Source organism: Cupriavidus gilardii, assembly GCF_017598945.1.
Classification (GTDB): Bacteria; Pseudomonadota; Gammaproteobacteria; order Burkholderiales; family Burkholderiaceae; genus Cupriavidus; species Cupriavidus gilardii_E.
Window position 1 is genome coordinate 81,601 of record NZ_JAGFTW010000003.1, and the last position, 20,690, is coordinate 102,290.

The 20,690-nt window shown below is 70.3% G+C and carries 17 protein-coding genes; 3 read left to right on the forward strand and 14 right to left on the reverse strand.

Annotation, left to right across the window (positions count from 1 at the left end; translation table 11 throughout):
• Nucleotides 1-38: 38 nt before the first annotated feature.
• From J5T34_RS01635 to ilvA, 7 genes are all read right to left on the reverse strand, one after another.
• Nucleotides 39-1,646, reverse strand: a complete 1,608-nt coding sequence (locus tag J5T34_RS01635) for an efflux transporter outer membrane subunit (RefSeq protein WP_208578027.1) — start codon at nt 1,644-1,646, stop codon at nt 39-41.
• Between the two features lie 49 nt (nt 1,647-1,695).
• A complete protein-coding gene (locus J5T34_RS01640; protein ID WP_208578029.1) occupies nt 1,696-2,859 on the reverse strand; it encodes an ABC transporter permease in 1,164 nt (387 codons plus the stop codon).
• Nucleotides 2,856-3,845: an ABC transporter ATP-binding protein gene (locus J5T34_RS01645; RefSeq protein ID WP_208578031.1), complete on the reverse strand. Its 990-nt coding sequence runs from the start codon at nt 3,843-3,845 to the stop codon at nt 2,856-2,858. Before J5T34_RS01645 ends, J5T34_RS01640 begins: the two co-directional genes overlap by 4 nt.
• A complete protein-coding gene (locus J5T34_RS01650) occupies nt 3,842-4,909 on the reverse strand; it encodes an HlyD family efflux transporter periplasmic adaptor subunit (protein ID WP_208578033.1) in 1,068 nt (355 codons plus the stop codon). The genes J5T34_RS01645 and J5T34_RS01650 overlap by 4 nt, the downstream gene beginning before the upstream one ends.
• A 24-nt stretch (nt 4,910-4,933) precedes the next feature.
• Complete coding sequence (locus tag J5T34_RS01655; protein WP_208578035.1) at nt 4,934-5,776, reverse strand: TetR/AcrR family transcriptional regulator; 843 nt, start codon at nt 5,774-5,776, stop codon at nt 4,934-4,936.
• A gap of 136 nt (nt 5,777-5,912) precedes the next feature.
• Nucleotides 5,913-6,746 (reverse strand): NADPH-dependent 7-cyano-7-deazaguanine reductase QueF, encoded by an 834-nt coding sequence (queF, locus tag J5T34_RS01660; RefSeq protein WP_208578037.1) that lies wholly within the window; start codon nt 6,744-6,746, stop codon nt 5,913-5,915.
• 39 nt (nt 6,747-6,785) lie between these two features.
• Nucleotides 6,786-8,324 carry a threonine ammonia-lyase, biosynthetic gene (gene ilvA, locus J5T34_RS01665; protein ID WP_208578131.1) on the reverse strand — a complete coding sequence of 513 codons (1,539 nt, stop codon included), beginning with the start codon at nt 8,322-8,324 and terminating at the stop codon, nt 6,786-6,788.
• A 287-nt stretch (nt 8,325-8,611) separates the two neighbouring features.
• On the opposite strand from ilvA, the gene otsB reads away from it, so the two are divergent.
• The 3 genes from otsB (at nt 8,612) to otsA (ending at nt 12,811) form a co-directional block, all read left to right on the forward strand.
• Nucleotides 8,612-9,487: a trehalose-phosphatase gene (gene otsB / locus J5T34_RS01670; RefSeq protein ID WP_208578052.1), complete on the forward strand. Its 876-nt coding sequence runs from the start codon at nt 8,612-8,614 to the stop codon at nt 9,485-9,487.
• 119 nt (nt 9,488-9,606) lie between these two features.
• Nucleotides 9,607-11,364: a glycoside hydrolase family 15 protein gene (locus J5T34_RS01675; protein WP_244258645.1), complete on the forward strand. Its 1,758-nt coding sequence runs from the start codon at nt 9,607-9,609 to the stop codon at nt 11,362-11,364.
• A 55-nt stretch (nt 11,365-11,419) separates the two neighbouring features.
• The gene (gene otsA / locus J5T34_RS01680) at nt 11,420-12,811 is read left to right on the forward strand and encodes an alpha,alpha-trehalose-phosphate synthase (UDP-forming) (protein WP_208578055.1); all 1,392 of its coding nucleotides are present in this window, start codon (nt 11,420-11,422) and stop codon (nt 12,809-12,811) included.
• Nucleotides 12,812-12,898: 87 nt separating this feature from the next.
• Here otsA and J5T34_RS01685 read toward each other — a convergent pair whose 3' ends face one another.
• The 7 genes from J5T34_RS01685 to J5T34_RS01715 all read right to left on the reverse strand — a co-directional run bounded on the left by J5T34_RS01685 (nt 12,899) and on the right by J5T34_RS01715 (nt 20,685).
• Entirely contained in the window at nt 12,899-13,507 is a 609-nt protein-coding gene (locus J5T34_RS01685; RefSeq protein ID WP_208578057.1) for a nucleotidyltransferase family protein, read from the reverse strand.
• A complete protein-coding gene (locus tag J5T34_RS01690) occupies nt 13,489-14,517 on the reverse strand; it encodes an XdhC family protein (protein WP_208578059.1) in 1,029 nt (342 codons plus the stop codon). The genes J5T34_RS01685 and J5T34_RS01690 overlap by 19 nt, the downstream gene beginning before the upstream one ends.
• Nucleotides 14,490-15,077, reverse strand: a complete 588-nt coding sequence (locus J5T34_RS01695; protein WP_208578061.1) for a CoxG family protein — start codon at nt 15,075-15,077, stop codon at nt 14,490-14,492. The genes J5T34_RS01690 and J5T34_RS01695 overlap by 28 nt, the downstream gene beginning before the upstream one ends.
• Nucleotides 15,068-16,327: a vWA domain-containing protein gene (locus tag J5T34_RS01700; RefSeq protein ID WP_208578135.1), complete on the reverse strand. Its 1,260-nt coding sequence runs from the start codon at nt 16,325-16,327 to the stop codon at nt 15,068-15,070. Before J5T34_RS01700 ends, J5T34_RS01695 begins: the two co-directional genes overlap by 10 nt.
• A 42-nt stretch (nt 16,328-16,369) precedes the next feature.
• The gene (locus tag J5T34_RS01705) at nt 16,370-17,278 is read right to left on the reverse strand and encodes an AAA family ATPase (protein ID WP_208578063.1); all 909 of its coding nucleotides are present in this window, start codon (nt 17,276-17,278) and stop codon (nt 16,370-16,372) included.
• A gap of 114 nt (nt 17,279-17,392) precedes the next feature.
• Complete coding sequence (locus J5T34_RS01710; RefSeq protein ID WP_208578065.1) at nt 17,393-18,244, reverse strand: FAD binding domain-containing protein; 852 nt, start codon at nt 18,242-18,244, stop codon at nt 17,393-17,395.
• A 17-nt stretch (nt 18,245-18,261) separates the two neighbouring features.
• Nucleotides 18,262-20,685 carry a xanthine dehydrogenase family protein molybdopterin-binding subunit gene (locus J5T34_RS01715; RefSeq protein ID WP_208578067.1) on the reverse strand — a complete coding sequence of 808 codons (2,424 nt, stop codon included), beginning with the start codon at nt 20,683-20,685 and terminating at the stop codon, nt 18,262-18,264.
• Nucleotides 20,686-20,690 lie beyond the last annotated feature (5 nt).

The window sequence follows — 20,690 nt, forward strand, 5'->3', positions numbered from 1 at the left end:
CCCGGCCGCGACCGGAACATGCCCGCCGAGCCGGCCGATCAGCGCGAGGCCGTCGTCGCCTGGCGGCCGGCCCGGTCCCGCGGCGTATCGTCGGCCTCGGCGTCGGCTTCGGCTTGCCACCAGCCGCCGCCGAGCGCCTGCAGCAGGGCGGCCGAATCGGCCAGACGATCGGCACTGGCCCGCGTCAGCGCCAGCGTGGTCTCGCGATGCTGGCGTTGCGCATCGATCAGCGCCAACTGGCTGACGCCGCCGAGCCGGTATTGCTCGGTGACGATGGCCAGCGTGGCGGCGGCGCGTTGGGCCGCTTCGGCCCGCGCCCGCAGTGTCGCGGCATCGCTGTGCACCGCCTGCAGCGCATCGGCGACTTCGCGCAGCCCCTGCAGCACCGCCTGCCGGTGCGCCGCCAGCGCCTGGCGATAGGCCGCTTCCGCGGCGCGTTGCCGGGCCCGCAGCGCGCCGCCGCGAAACACCGGCTGCACCAGTCCCGCGGCGATATTCCACACATTGAGGTGATCGAACAGATCACCGCCCGTGCGCGATTGCGTGCCGGCACTGGCCGACAGCGTCAGGCTCGGATACAGGTTGGCGGTGGCCATACCGATATCGGCGCTGGCCCGATGCAGCAGCGCCTCGGCGGCGCGGATATCCGGCCGCCGGCGCGCCAGCGTCGAGGGCAGGCTGACCGGCAAGGTGTCGGGCAGTCTCAGTTCGGAGAGGCGGAACACCGGCACGGCGGTGGCAGGCGCCGTCGATGCCGCCTGTCCCGCAGCGCTCTGCTGCTCCGGCTCGGCCGCCGCTTCCGGCGGCAATCCCAGATAGATCGCCAGCTGATGGCGCGTCGCCGCCAACTGCCGCGACAGGCCCGGCAGCAGCGCCTCGGTCTGCGCCAGTTCGCCGCGTTGCCGCTGTGCCTCGACCCCGGCGGTGCCGCCGAGCGCGACGCCTTGCTCGACGATCGCCAGCTGCCGCCGCTGCGCGTCGATCAGCGCCTCGGTGTCTTCGATCTGCGCGCGCAGGCTGGCCTCGCGAATGGCCGCGGTGGCGACATTGGCGGCCAGCGACAGCCGCGCGGCCTCGAGCTCGTAGCGCTGGAAGTCGACCGCTGCGCGCAGGCCCTCCAGTTCCCGCCGCTGTGCGCCGAACAGGTCGAGCACATAGGAGACCCGCACCGAGGCGCCGTACAGCGTGAAGGGCGCAGGACTGGGGAACGCGGTGATGCCCATCGATTCGATATTGACCTGCTGACGGGCCGCGTCGAGCCGCGCGTCGATGGCGGGCCACTGGGCGATGCCGGCGGCCGCGGCATAGTCGTGCCGGGCGCGTTCCAGACTGGCCTGTGCCTCGGCCAGCGTCGGGCTGTTGGCCAATGCGGTGCGGATCGCGGAGTCGAGCGCGGCGCTGCCGAACAGCGACCACCACTGGGCCGGCACGTCGGCGCCATCGACAAGGTGCTGCGCCTGGCCGTGCCGTATCGACGCGGACGTCGGCGCGGAAGTCGTCGCCGAAGGCAAGGGCGCGGCCCCATAGCGGGCGCTGTCGGGCGCGGGCGGCGCGACGAAATCCGGGCCGACGGCGCAGCCGGCCAGCAGCGCGGCGGCACCCGCCAGCGGCGCCAGCCGTCTGCATCGGAACGCGGGCAGGGTCATCACGATCTCCTTGCAGGCATCGACGTTCGGCGAGGCCATCGGTCGGCCGTCAATCGAGCGTACGACGATAGAACCGCACCGCGATGGCCATCACCACCGCGGTGAACAGCAGCAGCGGCCACACATTGGGCCAGAGCTCCGCCCAGCCGCTGCCCTTGAGCAGGATGCCGCGGATCATCCGGTGGAAGTACGTCATCGGCAGCAGGTTGCCGATCGCCTGCGCCCAGCCCGGCATGCCCTGAAAGGGGAACATGAAGCCCGACAGCAGGATGCCCGGCAGGAAGTAGAAGAAGGTCAGCTGCATTGCCTGCAGCTGGTTCTGCGCCAGCGACGACAGCGTGATGCCCACCGTCAGATTGGCGGCGATGAACAGCAGCGCGGCCAGATAGACCGCGATCACCGAGCCGACGAAGGGCACGCCGAAGACCCAGCGCGCCGCCAGCAGGATGATGGTGCTCTGGATCAGCCCGATGAAGACATAGGGCACGATCTTGCCGCTCATCACCTCGAGCGGACGCACCGGCGTGGCCAGCAGATTCTCCATCGTGCCGCGCTCGCGCTCGCGCGTCATCGCCAGGCCCGTCATCATCACCATCGTCATCGACAGGATCACACCCATCAGGCCCGGCACGATGTTGTAGGCGGTCAGTCCCTCGGGGTTGTAGAGCCGGTGCACCTGCACGTCGAAGGCCGGCTTGCCGCTCGCGAGCGGCGCCAGCGGGCCCTTCAGGTCCTTGTCGGCCACCGCGAGCGGCATCCGCGACAGCGCCGCCAGCGCGGCGCCCGTTGCCGACGGATCGGTGGCATCGGCCTCGACCAGCACGGCCGGGCGTTCGCCGCGCAGCAGCCGGCGCGTGAAGTCGGGCGGGATGCTGACGACGAACTGCAGCTCGCCGCGCATCAGCGCCTCGCGTCCCGCGGCCTCGTCGGGCAACGTGCCGACCACGCGGAAATAGCGCGAGGCCTGCATGCTGGCGATCAGCGAGCGGGTGAACTCGCTGTGGTCGGCGGCGATCACCGCGGTGGGCAACTGGCGCGGATCGGTATTGATGGCGAAGCCGAACAGCAGCAGCTGCAGCACCGGCAGCCCGACGATCATGCCGAACGTCACGCGGTCGCGGCGCAGCTGCAGGAATTCCTTCAGCACGATGCTCCACCAGCGCCGCAGCGAGAAGCCGAGGCGCTCGTCGCCGGCGCGCGCCTCGCCCTTCATGGCCTGCCGCTCCTGCCGACAGTCGCGCTACCGGTGGAACGGGCCGCGTTGGCATCGGCGCGCATGTTGTCGTCCGCGCGATTCATCATGTGGATGAAGACGTCTTCCAGGCTGGGGTCGACCGGCGCCATGCGATGACGGCCCTGTTCGGACAGCCGCCGCAACGTGGCTTCGAGCGCGGCGGCATCGCGTCCCGTCACGTGCAGCACGTTGCCGAACACCACGGTCTGCTCGACCGCGGCTTCGTCGGCCAGCTGGCGCGACAGCGCGTTGAGGTCGCCGCCCTCGACCGACCAGGTCGACAGGCCCTGCGCCGCCACCACCTGCTCGGCGGTGCCCTGCGCCAGCAGCTTGCCGTAGGCGATATAGGCGAGCTTGTGGCAGCGCTCGGCCTCGTCCATGTAGTGCGTGCTGACCAGCACCGAAATGCCGCGCGCGGCCAGCCGATGCAGCTGTTCCCAGAAGTCCCGGCGCGCCTTCGGATCGACGCCGGCAGTCGGTTCGTCGAGCAGCAGCAGTTCGGGTTCGTGCAGCAGGCAGGCCGCCAGCGCCAGCCGCTGCTTCCAGCCGCCCGACAGCGCACCGGCCAGTTGCCGCGCGCGGCTGGCCAGGCCGAGCCCCTCGAGGGCGCGCTCGACCGCCGCCTTGCGGTCGGGCACGCCATAGACGCGCGCGACGAAGTCGAGGTTCTCGCGGATCGACAGGTCTTCCCAGTACGAGAACTTCTGCGTCATATAGCCGACGCGGCGCTTGATCTGCGCGCTGTCGCGCAGGATGTCGTAGCCCAGGCAGGTGCCGCTGCCGGCGTCGGGCGTCAGCAGCCCGCACATCATGCGGATCGAGGTGGTCTTGCCGCTGCCGTTAGGGCCGAGGAAGCCGAAGATCTCGCCGCGGCGTACCTGCAGCGTCAGCCCGTCGACCACCTGCTTGTCGCCGAAGCGCTTGCCGAGGTCGTGCACGTCGATCGCCAGTTCGGCGGCATTCATGGCCGCACTCCGCTCGCCGGTACTGCCGACGCGGCTCCCACTTCTGCTTGCACTACTGCTTCCACTTCGACCGGCTGGCCCGGATGCAGCCGCGCGGCGTCCGCCGGCGCCGGCCGCGCCTCGACCAGGAAGACCAGCTTGCGCCGGGTCTCGTTGCTGTAGATCACCGGCGGCGTGTATTCGGCCTGGCTGGACACGTAGCGGATGGTGGCCGGAATCGCGGCGCCGCAGCCGTCGCAGGTCAGGCGCACGGTCTGCCCCGCGCGCAGCGTGCCGACCGCGGCTTCGGGCACGAAGAAGCGGACCTTGACGTTGCCCGGCGGCAGCAGCCGCACCACCGGACTGCCGGCCGGCACCCATTCGCCCAGCCGGTACAGCGTGTCGTAGACCAGGCTGCCCTGCGGCGCGGCGATGGCCTTGCGCGAGAGCCGCCAGTCGGCCTGTGCCAATGCGGCGCGCGCGGCTTCGACCTGCGCCTGCTGCGCGCCTCGCCGCGCCTCGCGTCCGGGCAGGCGCGCCACGGTCAGATCGCTGCGCAGCTCGCGCACACGGGCGGCGTCGGCCTGCGCGGTGGCGCGGCTCTGTTCGAGCTGGGCCTGTGGGATCGCGCCGATGCGCAGCTGCGCCTCATCGCGCGCCAGCGCGGCGGCGCTGCGCTGCGCGGCGGCCTCGGCCTGTGCCAGTTGCGCCCGGATCGCGTCGATCTCCGGCGGCCGCCGGCCGGTCTGCAGATCGGTCAGTTCGGCCTGGGCCGCCTCCAGCTGCGCGACCGCCTGCGCGCGGGCCGTCGATTCTTCCTCGGTCTCCAGCGCGAACAGCGGCGCGCCGGCGGCGACCTGCTGGCCGCGTTCGACGGTCAGGCGTTCCAGCCGTCCAGCGAAGGGGGAGGCGAGGTGGACGAATTCGCCTTCGACATAGCCTTGCCAGCGGGCCGGCGCCGAGTCGCCGCAGCCAGAGAGAAGCACCGCCGCAACCAGGGCGAAGCTCGGCCCCGGTAATCGCCGAACTGCGCCATGCCGGCGGCGCGGGCGGAGGTCGTTGGCAGGGGAGTCGGCGTCGGGCATGGCGGTTCGATCGATCGGTGGCGCTCAGCGGCGCGTGGTGGGCCGGTCCCGGCGGCCGCCTGTGCCAGGGTCGCCGGCACGGATGCCGTGCGTCAGCAGCGCGCGCGCATGCGCGACCATCGCGTCGACGTCGACCGCATCCGCTCCGGGCAGGCGTCGCCAGATATGGCCGGTGGCCAGCGGCAGCAGCGCCAGGCCGATCACCGACACCATCAGTAGCGGCGGCGCCAGCGCGGCATCGATCTGGCCGCGCGTGCGTGCGGCGCTCAGTGCTGTCACCACGCCGCCGACGCGCTGCAGGCCGAAGCGCTGCATCACGCGTTCGCGCAACTGCCCCTCGCCGGTGACGATCTCGCGCACCCACAGCGCCGGGAACCACGGCGTGGCGACCGCCGCGCGAATCAGCCGTTCGGCGATGCCGGCCAGCAGCGTGGCGGGGTCGACTGCGTCCGCGGCGTCGGCGGGGTCGGCATCGCCATCGTCTCCGTCCATTGGCGCGAAGACCCGGTCGACCAGCGGGCCGAGCCGCTCCTCCGCCACCGCGTCGAGCAGCCGGCCACGGTCGCCGAAGTAGTAGTGGACCAGCGCGGGCGTGACGCCGGCACGGGCGGCGATCGCCTTGACCTGGGTCGCCGCGACACCGTGCTCGGCGAACAGCGCGACGGCGGCGTCGAGCAGCCGCTCGCGCTGATCTTCGGCGCCCAGGGCTCGGCCCGGACTGCGCGGCGCGGCGCTGCTGGGGAGTTTGCCGGTTTGCGGGCGGCCATCAGCGCGACCCGGGCGGCCGGGACGGCGGGGCGCCGTCTCCTGGGCCGCAGGCGACAGGGCAGGGGCGGAAGCGGAGGAGCGGGAACGATTGGCAGGCATGGGGTTGGGTCGTGTCCGCTGGATATTAATTTGCACATTAATTAATTCAAGGGCCGTTACAAAAAAGCCGGCGTGCCGCTGTCGCGCGCATGCCGGCCTTGCCTTGCCCCCGAAGGGCGCCGCCGAACTGGCGGCCCTACTGCCGGGCGTTGCGCCGGTTATCCGGCCACGGCGTGTTGAAGTTGGTGCGGAACGGGTTGATGTCGAGTCCGCCGCGCCGCGTATAGCGCGCGTAGACCGCCAGCTTGACCGGCTTGCACTGACGCAGCACGTCCATGAAGATGCGCTCGACGCATTGCTCGTGGAACTCGTTGTGGTTGCGGAACGAGATCAGGTACTTCAGCAGCCCTTCCTGGTCGATCGGCGCGCCGACATAGCGGATCTGCACGCTGCCCCAGTCGGGTTGGCCGGTGACCAGGCAGTTCGACTTCAGCAGATGCGAGACCAGCGTCTCCTCGACCGGGGTTTCTTCCTGGTCGGCGCGCAGCAGCTGCGGCGCCGGCTCGTAGATATCGGTCTCGATATCGAGCCGGTCCAGCAGCAGGCCGTCGAGCTCGCCCATCTGCTGGCGGGCGAAGTCGGGCTCGGCGGTCAGCCGCACCTGCACCGCGCCGCCGGTCGCCTCGGACAGGTCCTGGCGCAGCAGCTGCTGCAGCGCCTCGGGCGATTCCAGTCTGGTCTGGTTGAAGCTGTTCAGGTACAGCTTGAACGACTTCGATTCGACGATGTTCGGCGTATCGGCCGGAATGATGAAGCTGGCCAGCGCGACCTGGGGCTTGCCCTTGAGATTGAGCCACGACAGCTCGTAGGCATTCCAGATGTCCACGCCGAAGAACGGCACCGCGCGGCCATCGGGCAGGCCGATCTCGGCGCGCTTGGGCGCGCGCGGGATCGGGAACAGCAGGCTGGCGTCGTACTCGGTCTTGTAGGCCGAGACTTTGCCCAGCGGCGAATGTTCGGGCAGGGTCATGAGCACTCCAATTTGCGGTTCAGCGGCGGGCAGGCACCGTCACGCCAGGAACAGCTTGTAGACGGGATTGTCGGTTTCTTCCCAGTGTAAGTAACCGAGCGTGGCAAGGAAGTCTCGGAACGCGCGCTTCTCGTTCTTCGGTACCTGGATGCCGACCAGGATGTTGGACGTGTCCGCGCCCTGATTGCGGTAGTGGAACAGGCTGATGTTCCAGTTCGGGCTCATGCTCGACAGGAATTTCATCAGCGCGCCGGGACGCTCGGGGAATTCGAAGCGGTACAGCAGTTCGTCCTGCGCCAGCGGCGAATGCCCGCCGACCATATAGCGGATGTGCTGCTTGGCCAGTTCGTCGTTGGACAGGTCCAGCGTGGCAAAGCCGTGGCGGCGAAAGCCCGCGGCCAGCTTGTCGCTCTCGACGCGGCTGCCGATCTGCACGCCGACGAAGATGTGCGCGAGCTGGTTGTCGGCGATCCGGTAGTTGAACTCGGTCACGTTGCGCGTGCCCAGCTGCTCGCAGAAGCGGCGGAAGCTGCCGCGCTCCTCGGGGATCGTCACGGCGAACACCGCCTCGCGCGCCTCGCCGACCTCGGCCCGCTCGGCGACGAAGCGCAGGCGGTCGAAGTTCATGTTGGCGCCCGAGGCGATCGCCACCAGGTTCTTGCCCTTGAGCTTCTCGCGCTCGGCATACGCCTTCAGGCCGGCCACGGCCAGCGCGCCCGACGGCTCGAGGATGCTGCGGGTGTCCTGGAACACGTCCTTGACGCCGGCGCACAGCGCGTCGGTATCGACCAGCACGATTTCGTCGACCAGCTCGCGCGCGATGCGGAAGGTTTCCTTGCCGGCCAGCTTGACGGCGGTGCCGTCCGAGAACAGGCCCACGTCCTTCAGTTCGACGCGCTTGCCGGCCTCGATCGAGCGCTTCATCGCGTCCGAGTCCACCGTCTGCACGCCGATCACCTTGATCTCGGGCCGCACCGCCTTGATGTACGACGCCACCCCGGCGATCAGCCCGCCGCCGCCGATGGCGACGAACACGGCGTGGATCGGGCCCGGGTGCTGGCGCAGGATCTCCATCGCGACGGTGCCCTGGCCGGCGATCACCTCGGGGTCGTCGAACGGATGGATGAAGGTCAGCTTGTGCTTGCGCTGCAGTTCGGCGGCGTGCTGGTAGGCGTCGCTGTACGACTCGCCGTGCAGCACCACCTGCACCCACTTGCCGCCGTGCTTGCGCACCGCGTCGATCTTGACCTGCGGCGTGGTCACCGGCATCGCGATGATGGCCTTGCACTCCATCCGCGCTGCGGCCAGCGCGACGCCCTGGGCGTGGTTGCCGGCCGAGGCCGCGATCACGCCGCGCTTGAGTTCGTCGGCCGTCAGCGAGGCCATCTTGTTGTAGGCGCCGCGCAGCTTGAACGAGAACACCGGCTGGGTGTCCTCGCGCTTGAACCAGACCCCGTTGCCAATTCGCGCCGACAGTTCGTGGGCGTAGGTCAGCTCGGTCTCCTGCGCCACGTCGTACACCTTGGCGGTCAGGATCTTCTTCAGATAGTCGGGTTTGCTGGCGGTCTTGCGGGTCATGTCGACGGCCGGCGCGGGGTCGCGGCGGACCATGCTTTGCGCCGCCCTGGCATCGGCTTTGGCGTTCGGGAAACCGCTAATGATAAAGGATCGGGCGGCGTCGGGTCCGCATGGTGCCGCTGCCGGGCAATGGTGCGGACGATGTTGCCGCCAATGGTGCAGACAGACCGTCGCGCCGCACCGTGCCAGTGCGGGCCCAGGCCGCGCGGCTGCCCTGGTGACGCATCCGCCTTGTAGGACGCCGTCCGGTGGACGCTCGTCAAGTGATCGTGTTACGGTGTGCGGCGATGTCATCCCTTCCGCTGATCGATCCCGATAACGCGCTGTTCCTGGACTTCGACGGCACGCTGGCCGACCTGGCGCCACGCCCGGAGCTCGTGCAGGTCGAGGCGGGACTGGTGGGAACGCTGCGCGCGCTGCACCGGCAGCTGGGCGGCGCGGTCGCGATCGTATCGGGGCGCACCATCGCCGAACTCGACGCCTTCCTGGCCCCGCTGCAGCTGCCTACCGCAGGCGTGCACGGCGCCGAACTGCGCGACGCCGAAGGGCGGCGGCTCGAGGTGCCCGCGCCCGACCTGGATCGGCTGCACCGCCGCCTCGAAGACTTCGCGGCAGGCCATCCCGGGCTGCGGCTCGAACGCAAGCCGATGGCGCTGGCGGTGCATTACCGCGCGGTGCCCGAGCTCGAAACGCTGGTGCGCGAACAGGTTGCCCAGGCCCTGGGCGACGTCAGCGGACTGGAAATGCTCCACGGCAAGATGGTGGTCGAGGTCAAGCCGGCCGGTGTCACCAAGGGCAGCGCGGTCGAGCTGATCATGCGCTCGCCGCCGTTTGCCGGCCGCATGCCGATCTTTGCCGGCGACGACGTGACCGACGAGGACGGCTTTGCGATGGTGGCCCATCTGGGCGGCGTCGGCGTGCTGGTCGGACAGCGGCCCAGCGCCGCCACCGTCAGCGTGCCCACGCCGTCGGACCTGCGCGCCTGGCTGCATCGCAGCGCCAGGGCGCTGGACGCGGGCGAAGCGCCGGCGCCGGACGGGCATGCCGCCGGGTCCGATACCGTGCCTGCGGCCACCGCCGCCTCTGCCGCGTCCGCCGCCTCGGTCTCCTCGGGCCCGGCCGCCACCGGCCCCAATCCATCCGCGTCCACCACCTCATCCTGACAAGGGGGAAGTTTGTGAGTCAGCCTGAATCCGGCGTAGCGCGCAACCGCGCCGACGAGATCAACAGCGACGGCACACACCAGGGCGGGCGATATTGCCCGCCTTCGCTATCGCTGGGCATGATCGGCAATTGCGCGTTCTCGGCGCTGGTCGATTCGCGCGGCCGCATCGTCTGGTGCTGCCTGCCGCGCTTCGACGGCGATCCGGTCTTCAACGCGCTGCTCGATCCAAGCGAGAACGCCGGCCATTTCTCGATCGAGATCGAGGACTTCGCCGAATCGCGCCAATGGTACGAGCCCAACACCGCGGTGCTGCGCACGCGCCTGACCGACCGCCACGGCAACTGCCTCGAGATCACCGATTTCGCGCCGCGCTTTTTCCGCCTCGGCCGCTATTTCCGGCCGCTGACGCTGGTGCGGCGCATCCGCCCGATCAAGGGTGCGCCGCGCGTGCGGGTCTGCATCGCGCCGCGCTTCAACTGGGGCCGCACGGTGCCGCAGACCACGCGCGGCAGCAGCCATGTGCGCTTCATCGGCGACGACATGACGCTGCGCATGACGACCGACGCGCCGCTGACCTACGTGATGGGCAACACGCCGTTCCTGGTCACGCAGGGCATGAACTTCATCCTCGGTCCGGACGAGACGCTGCAGCACGGCGTCGACGAGACCGCGCGCGACTTCGAGCAGGAGACGATCGCCTACTGGAAGCTGTGGACGCGGCGGCTGGCGGTGCCGCGCGAATGGCAGGACGCGGTGATCCGCGCGGCCATCACGCTGAAGATGTCGCTGTACGAGGAGACCGGCGCGATCGTCGCCGCGATGACCACCAGCATTCCCGAAGCGCCGCACAGCGGCCGCAACTGGGACTATCGCTTCTGCTGGCTGCGCGATGCCTTCTTCGTGATCCGCGCGCTCAACAGCCTGTCGGAAGTCGGCACCATGGAGGACTATCTGCGCTGGATGTCCAACGTGGTGATGCAGTCCAAGGACGGCCATATCCAGCCGCTGTACGGCATCGGCCTCGAGCGCGAGCTGCCCGAGAGCGTGCTGGACCATGTCGCCGGCTACCGCGGCATGGGGCCGGTGCGGGTCGGCAATCAGGCGCAGGAACACTTCCAGCACGACGTCTACGGCAACGTGGTGCTCGGCGCCGCGCAGGCCTTCCACGATCATCGGCTGCTGCATCGCGGCGGCCCGGCCGAGTATCGCGTGCTGGAGCAGGTCGGCGAGCAGGCGGTGCGCGTGTTCGGCACGCCTGATGCCGGCATGTGGGAGCTGCGCACGCGTGCGCGCGTCCATACCTCGTCCGCGCTGATGAGCTGGGCGGCCTGCGACCGGCTCGCCAAGATCGGCGACAAGCTGCAGCTGCCGGCGCGCGCGGCCTACTGGCGCAAGCACGCCGACACGATGCGCGAGCGCATCCTGCGCGAGTCGTGGAGCGAGGAACGGCAGGCCTTCGCCGAGAGCTTCGGCGGGCGGGAGCTCGACGCCAGTGTGCTGCTGATGGCCGAGGTCGGCTTCATCGATCCGCGCGACGCGCGCTTCGTCGCGACGATCGACCGGCTGGAAGAGGTGCTGTGCGACGGTCCCTACATGCGCCGCTACGAGGCACCCGACGATTTCGGCAAGCCCGAGACCGCCTTCAACATCTGCACCTTCTGGCGGATCGACGCGCTCGCGCGCATCGGCCGCAAGGAACAGGCACGCGAGATCTTCGAGGCGATGCTGGCCGCGCGCAATCCGCTCGGCCTGCTGTCCGAAGACACGCATCCGGTCACCGGCGAAATGTGGGGCAATTTCCCGCAGACCTATTCGATGGTCGGCCTGATCAACGGCGCGATGCGCCTGTCGTCGCCATGGGACGCGGTGATCTGAGCCGGCCCCGATTCACCGGGCGGCGCGCGCCGGCGCGCCGCCACACAGGAGGCCTATGTCAAGACTGGTAGCGGTATCCAACCGCGTCGCCGACCCCCGCAATGCCGCCGCCGGCGGCCTGGCGGTGGCGCTCGGCGAAACGCTGAATGCCACCGGCGGACTGTGGTTCGGCTGGAGCGGCCGGGTCCTGGAGACCGCGCAGGGTGGCACGCCCGGAGAAGGCGAACTGCATCTGCAGCATGCCGGCGACGTGACGCTGGCCACGGTCGATCTGAGCCGTGAGGACCACGACGCCTACTATCTCGGCTACAGCAATGGCGTGCTGTGGCCGGTGTTCCACTACCGCGTCGACCTGGCCGATTTCGATGCCGGCCATCTGAACGTCTACCGCCGCGTCAACCAGCTGTTCGCGCGCAAGCTCGCACCGCTGCTGCGGCCGGACGACATGATCTGGATCCACGACTATCACCTGATTCCGCTGGCTGCGGAATTGCGGGCGATGGGATGTGGCCAGCGCATCGGGTTCTTCCTCCATATCCCGCTGCCGCCGCCGCCGATCCTGACCACCATTCCGCAGCACGAATGGCTGATGCGCGCGCTGTTCGCCTACGACCTGATCGGCTTCCAGAGCCAGGCGGACCTCGAGCACTTCGCGCGCTACGCGCAGTCCGAGGCCGGCGCCGAGCCGATGGGCGACCATCGCTACCGCGCCTTCCATCGCACCGTGCGGGCGCAGGCGTTCCCGATCGGCATCGACGTCGACGAGTTCGTGTCGCTGGGCAAGGGCCACGAGGCCCAGGAAACCTACGAGATGATGATGGCCCAGTACGCGCGCCGGCGGCTGCTGCTGGGGGTGGACCGGATGGACTATTCGAAGGGCCTGCCGGAGCGGCTCAAGGCGTTCCAGGCGCTGCTCGCGCAGTATCCCGAGAACCGCTCGAGCGCCACGCTGATCCAGATCGCCGCGCCGTCGCGCGAATCCGTCGACGCCTATGCCGACCTGCGCCGCCAGCTCGAGGGCATGTCGGGGTCGATCAATGGCGAGTACGGCGAACTCGACTGGATGCCGATCCGCTATATCCACCGCACCACGTCGCGCCGGCGCCTGCCCGGCCTGTGCCGCGCCGCGCGCGTCGCACTGGTGACGCCGCTGCGCGACGGCATGAATCTGGTGGCCAAGGAGTACATCGCCGCGCAGGACCCCGACGATCCGGGCGTGCTGGTGCTGTCGCGCTTCGCCGGCGCGGCCGAGCAGCTGAAGGAAGCGCTGATGGTCAATCCGTACGATATCCAGGGCACCGCGCAGGCGATCCAGCAGGCGTTGCACATGCCGCTGGCCGAGCGGCAGAGCCGGCATCAGAAGCTGCTCGAGAACATCCGCGCACAGGATGTGCACTGGTGGAGCCGGGAATACCTGCGGAGTCTTGCTGAGAGCGATCAGGGGTAAGCGGACGTTCCACGGCATTTCTCCCCTCTCCCGCTTGCGGGAGAGGGGTTGGGGGAGAGGGCAGGCGGCGCGTTCAGCCGCTACCTGTCAACCCAGATCCTCTGGCGTATCGATATCCCGGAAAGCGCCGTCGTGATCGGTCAGGATGCGCGTTACCGCCTGGCCCTGCAGCAGGGCGCGCGCGCCCTCGTCGCCGTCGAGCCGCAGCAGCGCATCGCGCCAGGCCGGGCCGAAGGCGACCGGATGGCCGCGGCGGCCGTCGCGCCACGGCGCGGCGATCGCGTCGGCGGCGGTCCCCGGCGTGGCGATGCTCAGGGCCACCGCGCGTATCAGTTCGACCGGCAGCCACGGCATGTCCGCCAGCGCCACCAGCCAGCCGCGCGCCTGCGCGCTGTCCTGCACCGCCGCCGCCAGCGCGGCGCCCATGCCGGCCTCGGCGCTCGCCGACACCAGCACCTTGCAGCCGCCGTCGGTCAGTTCCCGTTCCAGATCCGCCATCCCGGGCCGCACCACGGCGAGCGCGCCGGGCAGCGCGGTGGCCAGCGCGCGGGCGCTGTGCCAGGCCACGGTGCGGCCGTCCGGCAGCGTCTGCAGCAGCTTGTTGCGCGCGCCGCTCGGGTCGAAGCGCCGGCCGTAGCCCGCGGCCAGCAGAATGCCGGCCGGCAGATCGGAATCGATCAGCGGCCCGGACTGCATGCGCTGGCCTCGTTGGCCGCCAGTTCGCGCGCGGCCTTGGCGCCTTCGACCTGCAGGATGTCGGGCAACGACACGTGGTTCTTGGCCGCCACCACCTCGGCCAGGATCGAGATCGCGATCTCGGGCGGCGTGCGGCTGCCGATGTAGATGCCGACGGGGCCATGCAGCCGCGCCAGCTGCGCGTCGTTCAGATCGAATTCCTTGAGCCGCTCGCGCCGCGCCTGGTTGTTGCGGCGCGAGCCCAGCGCGCCGACATAGAAGGCGCGCGTGCGCAGCGCCTCCATCAACGCCAGATCGTCGAGCTTCGGATCATGCGTCAGCGCGATCACCGCGCTGCGCTCGTCCAGCTTCATCTCGATCACGGTGTCGTCCGGCATCGTGCGCACCATGGTGACGCCGGGAATGTCCCAGGTCTCGGTGTATTCCTCGCGCGGATCGCAGACCGTGACCTGGAAGCCCAGGCCCACCGCGATCTGGCACAGGTACTTGGAGAGTTGCCCGGCGCCGATCACCAGCATCCGGTAGCGCGGCCCGTGGATGGTCGCCAGCGTGCGGCCGTCGAAGGTCAGGCCGTCGGTGGCCTCGGCCGGGCCCAGCGTGGCCCTGCCGGTCGCCATGTCGAGCGTGCGGGTCACCAGCTTGCCGTTCTCGACCGCGTCGAGCAGCTCGGCCAGACCGCTGTCGGCGGAGACCGGCTCCGCCACCAGCTCGATAGTGCCGCCGCACGGCAGACCGAAGCGGTGCGCCTCCTCGGCGCTGATGCCGTACTTGATCGCCTCCGGGGCGCGGGCCGCGATGCCCTCGCGCCGGACGCGGTCGATGATGTCGTCCTCGATGCAGCCGCCCGACACCGAGCCGACCACCAGCCCGTCGTCGCGCACCGCCAGCATCGCGCCCTCGGGGCGGGGCGACGAGCCCCAGGTCCTGACTACCGTGACCAGCAGCGTGCGGTGGCCTTCGGCGGTCCAGCGCACACTGCTTTTCAGGACTTCGAGATCCACGCTGTCCATGATCGCTTCCGTTTCGTTTGTTCGCCTGCTTGTTCGCTTGTCTGTTCGCCCGCCTGTTCGGCGCCCGCGGCAGTGGCTTGGGTCGGCTCACCCGCCGAAGGTTCACCGTCGGCTGCCTGCCCGCCGCTGACCGCCTCGGAAAAGCGCGTGAAGAAGGTGTCCGCCATCTTGCGCGCCGCGCCATCGACCAGACGCGAGCCGATCTGCGCGATTTTGCCGCCGACCTGCGCCTGCACCGTGTACGACAGCACCGTCTCGTCGCCATCGGGGTCCAGCCGCACCTTCGCGGTGCCCTTGCCGAAGCCGGCCGCGCCGCCCTGGCCGTCGAACGCGATGGTATAGCTGTCCGGCGCCTGGATGTCCTGCAGCGCCATCCGGCCCTTGAACTTCGCCTTCACCGGCCCGACCGCGGCCGTCATGCTCAGCAGATAGGCGTTGTCGCCATCGGGCTCGATACTCTCACATCCCGGAATGCAATGCTGGAGCAGGGCCGTGTCGTTCAGCGCCTCCCAGGCGACCTGCTGCGGCACCGGCAGCCGGTGGGTTTGGGTCATTTCCATGGTGCGGGGTTCTCCTTGGTGTTGGCGGCTCGGCGGGCCAAAGGCGCCGTGAGCAGCGATTCCAGCGCGAACAGGCTGGCCAGATTGTGGGCGGGGCGCAGCGCGTCGACATGCGGCAGGATCGCCTGCACGCCGCGCGCCTGCGGCGTGAAGCCGGCGTAGCGCAGCAGCGGGTTCAGCCAGACGATCCGATGGGCGAAACGCCGAAGACGCGCCATCTCGTCGCCGAGCAGATCGATCCGTTCGTGGTCGAGCCCGTCGGTGACCAGCAGCACGGTGGCGCGGCCCGCCAGCGTGCGGCGCGCCCACTGGCGATTGAAGGTCGCCAGCGCCGCGCCGATGCGCGTGCCGCCGGCCCAGTCGCGCACCTGCTGCGCGATCGCCTCGACCGCATCGTCGGGATCGCGTTCGCGCAGCGCGCGGCTGATATTGGTCAGCCGCGTGCCGAACAGGAAGACCGACAGCCGCTCGCGCGATTGCATCAGGGCATGACAGAAGTACAGCACCGCGCGCGAATACTGGCTCATCGATCCCGAGATATCGAGCAGCAGCACCAGCGGCGGACGGCGCTCGGCATGACGGCGGTATTTCCAGCGCAGCCATTCGCCGTGCTGGCGCACCGCCAGCCGCGCGCTGGCGCGCAGGTCCGCATGGGTGCCGTGGGTGGCGGCGCGCAGCCGGCGCGTGCGTTCGGTGGCCAGATGGGTGCGGCGCGAGCGGATCAGGTGCTGCAGCGCGCGCCATTCATCGGCGGACAGCGTGTCGAAGTCGCGCTGCGCCAGCCGTTCCTGCGCGGAGAAGGTCAGCACCGCGCCGATCCGCTCGACGGCCGGCTCATCGGCCGCAGATTTCGCTGCAGGCGGCTCGCGCGCGGCCAGCGCATCGGCGAGCCGGTTGCTGCGGCGGGGCGGCGGCGCGCCGGCCTCGACGCGCGGCAGCAGCAGCGCGCGCAGCTTGCCCTCCCAGTCGGGATCGCGCCAGAACAGATCGAAGGCGGCGTCGAACAGCGGCCGTTGATCGGGGCCGGACAGCATCAGCGCGGCCAGCGTGGCGCGCACCTCGTCGCGCCGGCCCAGATCGACATGCCGCAGCGCCTGCAGCGCGTCGACCGCCTGCGCCGGCGACAGCGGCAGGCCGGCCCCGCGCAGCAGCCGTACGAAATGGGTGATATTGCGCGCCAGCACCGGGAGCACCGGGAGCACCGGCAGCGCCGTCGGGCCGTCCGGTCCCGTTGCGGGCCGGGCCGGCATCGGCACCGAAGGCTTCGCATCGGCTGGCGGGCGCGGCGTCACTCAGCGCTCCCCGGCCGGCTCCGTCGGCGTGCCGGCCAGCAGTTCGGCCACGGTGGGCCCGTCGACGCGCGCGAGATCGTCCTGATACTTGAGCAGGACCCCGAGCGTGTCGCGTACCGAATCGGGATCGAGCTCGGTCACGCCGAGCGCGGCCAGTGCGCGGCACCAGTCGATCGCCTCGGCGATGCCGGGGGCCTTGAACAGATCGATGCCCCGCAGCCGGTGCACGAAGTCGATCGCCTGCGTCTGCAGCGCCGCGGCCGCTTCCGGGGCGCGCGCCGCGACGATATCGAGCTCGCGCTGGCGCTCGGGATAGCCGATCCAGCGATAGAGGCAGCGGCGCTTGAGCGCGTCGTGCACCTCGCGCGTGCGGTTCGACGTGATCACGATCAGCGGCGGGCGCTGTGCGGCGATGCGCCCGATCTCGGGAATCGACACCTGGTATTCGGACAGCACCTCGAGCAGAAAGGCCTCGAACGGTTCGTCGGCGCGGTCGATCTCGTCGATCAGCAGCACGCGCGGCACCGCGGGCGCGGCCGGGTCGGGCAGCAGCGCCTCCAGCAGCGGGCGCTTGAGCAGGAATTCGTCGCGGTACAGCGATTGCGCCTCGGGCCGCTCGCCGCGCGCCTCCGCCAGCCGCAGCGCCATGATCTGGCGCGGATAGTCCCACTCGTACAGCGCGCTGGCCGCATCGAGCCCCTCGTAGCACTGCAGCCGCAACAGCTTCGTGCCGAGGCCCGCGGCGATCGCCTGCGCCAGCGCGGTCTTGCCGACGCCGGGCTCGCCCTCGAGAAACAGCGGGCGCTGCATCTTCAGCGCGAGGAACAGCACGGTCGCGGTCTCGCGGTCGGCGAAGTATTGCTCGCGCTGGAGCAGCGTCAGGGTCTGGTCGATCGATTCGGGCAGCATGAAGGCGAGGTTCGACGTGGCAGGCGGGCGGAGCCGGGCGGCAGGGCGAGAACGGGGCGCGGACAGGACGCCGTGGCGAGACGGCGGACCGGCGAGCCGGCCCGCCGTCCATCCTCAGGACGTCTGCGACTGCCCCAGCGCCTGCTCGACCGCGCGCGCGGCCAGCACCGGGATCAGATGCGCCCGGTACTCGGCCGAGCCGTGCAGATCGTCGTTCAAGCCCTCGGTCGGGATCGTCACGGCGCGCGCCGCCGCCGCGCTGAAGTCGGCCGACAGCGCCCGCTCCAGCGGCTCGCAGCGGAACACCGCGTCGGCGGCACCGGTCACGGCAACGCGCACGTCGCCGCCGCCGCTGCCATTGCCGCCTGCGCCCCCGGCTGCGCCGAAGCCACGCGCCACCATCACGCCGACCAGCGCAAAGCGCGAGGCGGGATTGCGGAACTTGACGTAGGCCGCCTCGCGCGGACAGGGAAAGCGCACCGCGGTGATCAGCTCGTCGGGCTCGAGCGCGGTCTCGTACATGCCGACGAAGAAGTCGTCGGCGGCGATGCTGCGGCGGTCGGTCACGACGGTGGCGTTCAGCGCGAGCACCGCGGCCGGATAGCAGGCGGCCGGATCGTTGTTGGCGATCGAGCCGCCGAGCGTGCCGAGCGCGCGCACCTGGCGGTCGCCGATGCCGCCGGCCAGCGACGCCAGCGCCGGCAGCCGGCGTTTCACCTCGGGGTGCGCCTCGACATCGGCGTGCCGCGCGCCGGCGCCGATCACCAGCGTGTCGCCCTCGACGCGGATGTCGCGGATGCCGGGAATGCGGTTGATATCGACCAGCGTCGATGGCGCGGCCAGGCGCAGCTTCATCGCGGCGATCAGGCTCTGCCCGCCGGCCACGATCTTGGCGTCGGGGTCGCTGCGCAGCAGCGCGGCCGCGGCCTGGGCATCGGTCGCGCGTTGGAACTGGAATGCGTACATGGAAGTCTCCTCGCGCGTCAGATGGTCCGGGCCTGGGTGGGCTGCGTGCCTGCCTGCGTTCCCGCGTTCTGCCCAGCCGCGTGAATCGCCTGCCAGACCCGGTGCGGGGTGGCCGGCATCTGCAGGTCGCGCACGCCGAGCGGCGACAGTGCGTCGATCAGCGCGTTGATGAAGGCCGGCGGCGAGCCGATCGCGCCGGCCTCGCCGCAGCCCTTGACGCCCAGCGGGTTGTGCGTGCACGGCGTGCCCTGCGCGGTCTCGACGGTGAAGTCGGGCAGGTCGGCCGCGCGCGGCATCGCGTAGTCCATGTACGAGCCGGTCAGCAGCTGGCCGCTGTCGCCGTCGTAGACGCACTGCTCCAGCATCGCCTGTCCCAGACCCTGGCCGATGCCGCCGTGGACCTGGCCCTCGACGATCATCGGATTGATGATGTTGCCGAAGTCGTCGACCGCGGTGAACTTGACCACCTGCGTCTCGCCGGTGTCCGGGTCGACCTCGACCTCGCAGACGTAGGCGCCGGACGGATAGGTGAAGTTGGTCGGGTCGTAGAAGGCGTTCTCGTTCAGGCCGGGCTCGAGACGGTCCAGCGGGTAGTTGTGCGGCACATAGGCCGACAGCGCGACCTCGCCGAAGGTCTTGCTGCGGTCGGTGCCGGCCACGCGGAACACGCCGTTGCCGAACTCGATGTCATCGGCCGACGCTTCGAGCAGATGCGCAGCGATCTGCTTTGCCTTGGCCTCGATCTTGTCGAGCGCCTTGACGATGGCCGAGCCGCCCACTGCCAGCGAACGCGAGCCATAGGTGCCCATGCCGAACGGCACGCGGCCGGTGTCGCCGTGCACCACCTCGACCGCGTCGAGCGGGATGCCGAGCCGGTCGGCCACCACCTGCGCGAAGGTGGTCTCGTGTCCCTGCCCGTGGCTGTGGGAGCCGGTGAAGACCGTGACGGTGCCGGTCGGATGCACGCGGATTTCGCCGACCTCGAACAGGCCGGCGCGCGCGCCGAGCGCGCCGGCGATATTCGACGGCGCCAGCCCGCATGCTTCGATGTAGCACGAATAGCCGAGGCCGCGCAGCTTGCCGCGCCGCTGAGCCTCGTCGCGCCGCGCCGGGAAGCCGGCCACGTCGGCCAGTTCCTGCGCGCGCTGCAGGCAGGGCTCGTAGTCGCCGGTGTCGTAGGTCAGGCCGACCGGGGTGGCATAGGGGAAGCTGCGGATGAAATTGCGGCGGCGCAGTTCGGCCGGATCGATGCCGAGCTCGCGCGCCGCGGTCTCGACCAGCCGCTCGACCACATAGGTCGCCTCGGGACGCCCGGCGCCGCGATAGGCGTCGACCGGCGCGGTATTGGTGAACACCGCGGTGACCTCGGCGTAGATCGCCGGCGTCGCGTACTGGCCGGCCAGCAGCGTCGCGTACAGGATGGTCGGCACGCTGGAGGCGAAGGTCGACAGGTAGGCGCCCATATTGGCGGTCGTATGGACCCGCATCGCCAGGAACTTGCCGTCGGCATCGAGCGCCAGCTCGGCGCGCGTGACATGGTCGCGGCCGTGGGCATCGGTCAGGAAGGACTCGGAACGCTCGGCGGTCCACTTGATCGGCCGCTTGACCTTCTTCGCGGCCCAGGTCAGCGCGACGTCCTCCGGATACAGGAAGATCTTCGAGCCAAAGCCGCCGCCGACGTCGGGCGCGATCACGCGCAGCCGCGATTCCGGCAGACCGAGCACGAAGGCGCCCATCAGCAGCCGCTCGACGTGCGGGTTCTGGCTGGCGACGTACAGCGTGTAGCTGTCGTCCTGGCGGTTGTAGCTGGCGTTGACCGCGCGCGGCTCGATCGCGTTGGGTACCAGCCGGTTGTTGACGATCTCCAGCGTGGTCACGTGCGCGGCCTTCTCGAAGGCGGCGTCCGTGGCGGCGCGGTCGCCGTGGCCCCAGACGTAGCAGGTATTGGCCGGCACGTCGTCGTGCACCAGCGTGGTGGCCGAGGTCGCGTCGGCGGTGCGTACCACCGCCGGCAGCTCTTCGTAATCGACCTCGATCTTCTCGGCGGCGTCGCGCGCCTGCTGCAGCGTTTCGGCCACCACCAGCGCGACCTGGTCGCCGACATGGCGGACCTTGCCCTGGGCCAGCACCGGATGCGGGGGCTCCTTCATCGGCGAGCCGTCGATGCTGTGGATCAGCCAGCCGCAGGGCAGGCCGCCGACCTTGTCGGCCGCCATGTCGTCGCCGGTGAAGACGCCGATCACGCCCGGCGAGGCCATCGCCTCGCGCGTGTCGATCGAACGGATGCGCGCGTGCGCATAGGGCGAGCGGACGAAATAGCCGTAGCTCTGCTGCGGCTGCACGATGTCGTCGGTGTACTGGCCGATGCCGGTCAGGTAGCGGTAGTCTTCCTTGCGCTTGACGGAGGCGCCGACCAGCCGTGGGGTCTCGGGTGCGTTCATGGCGG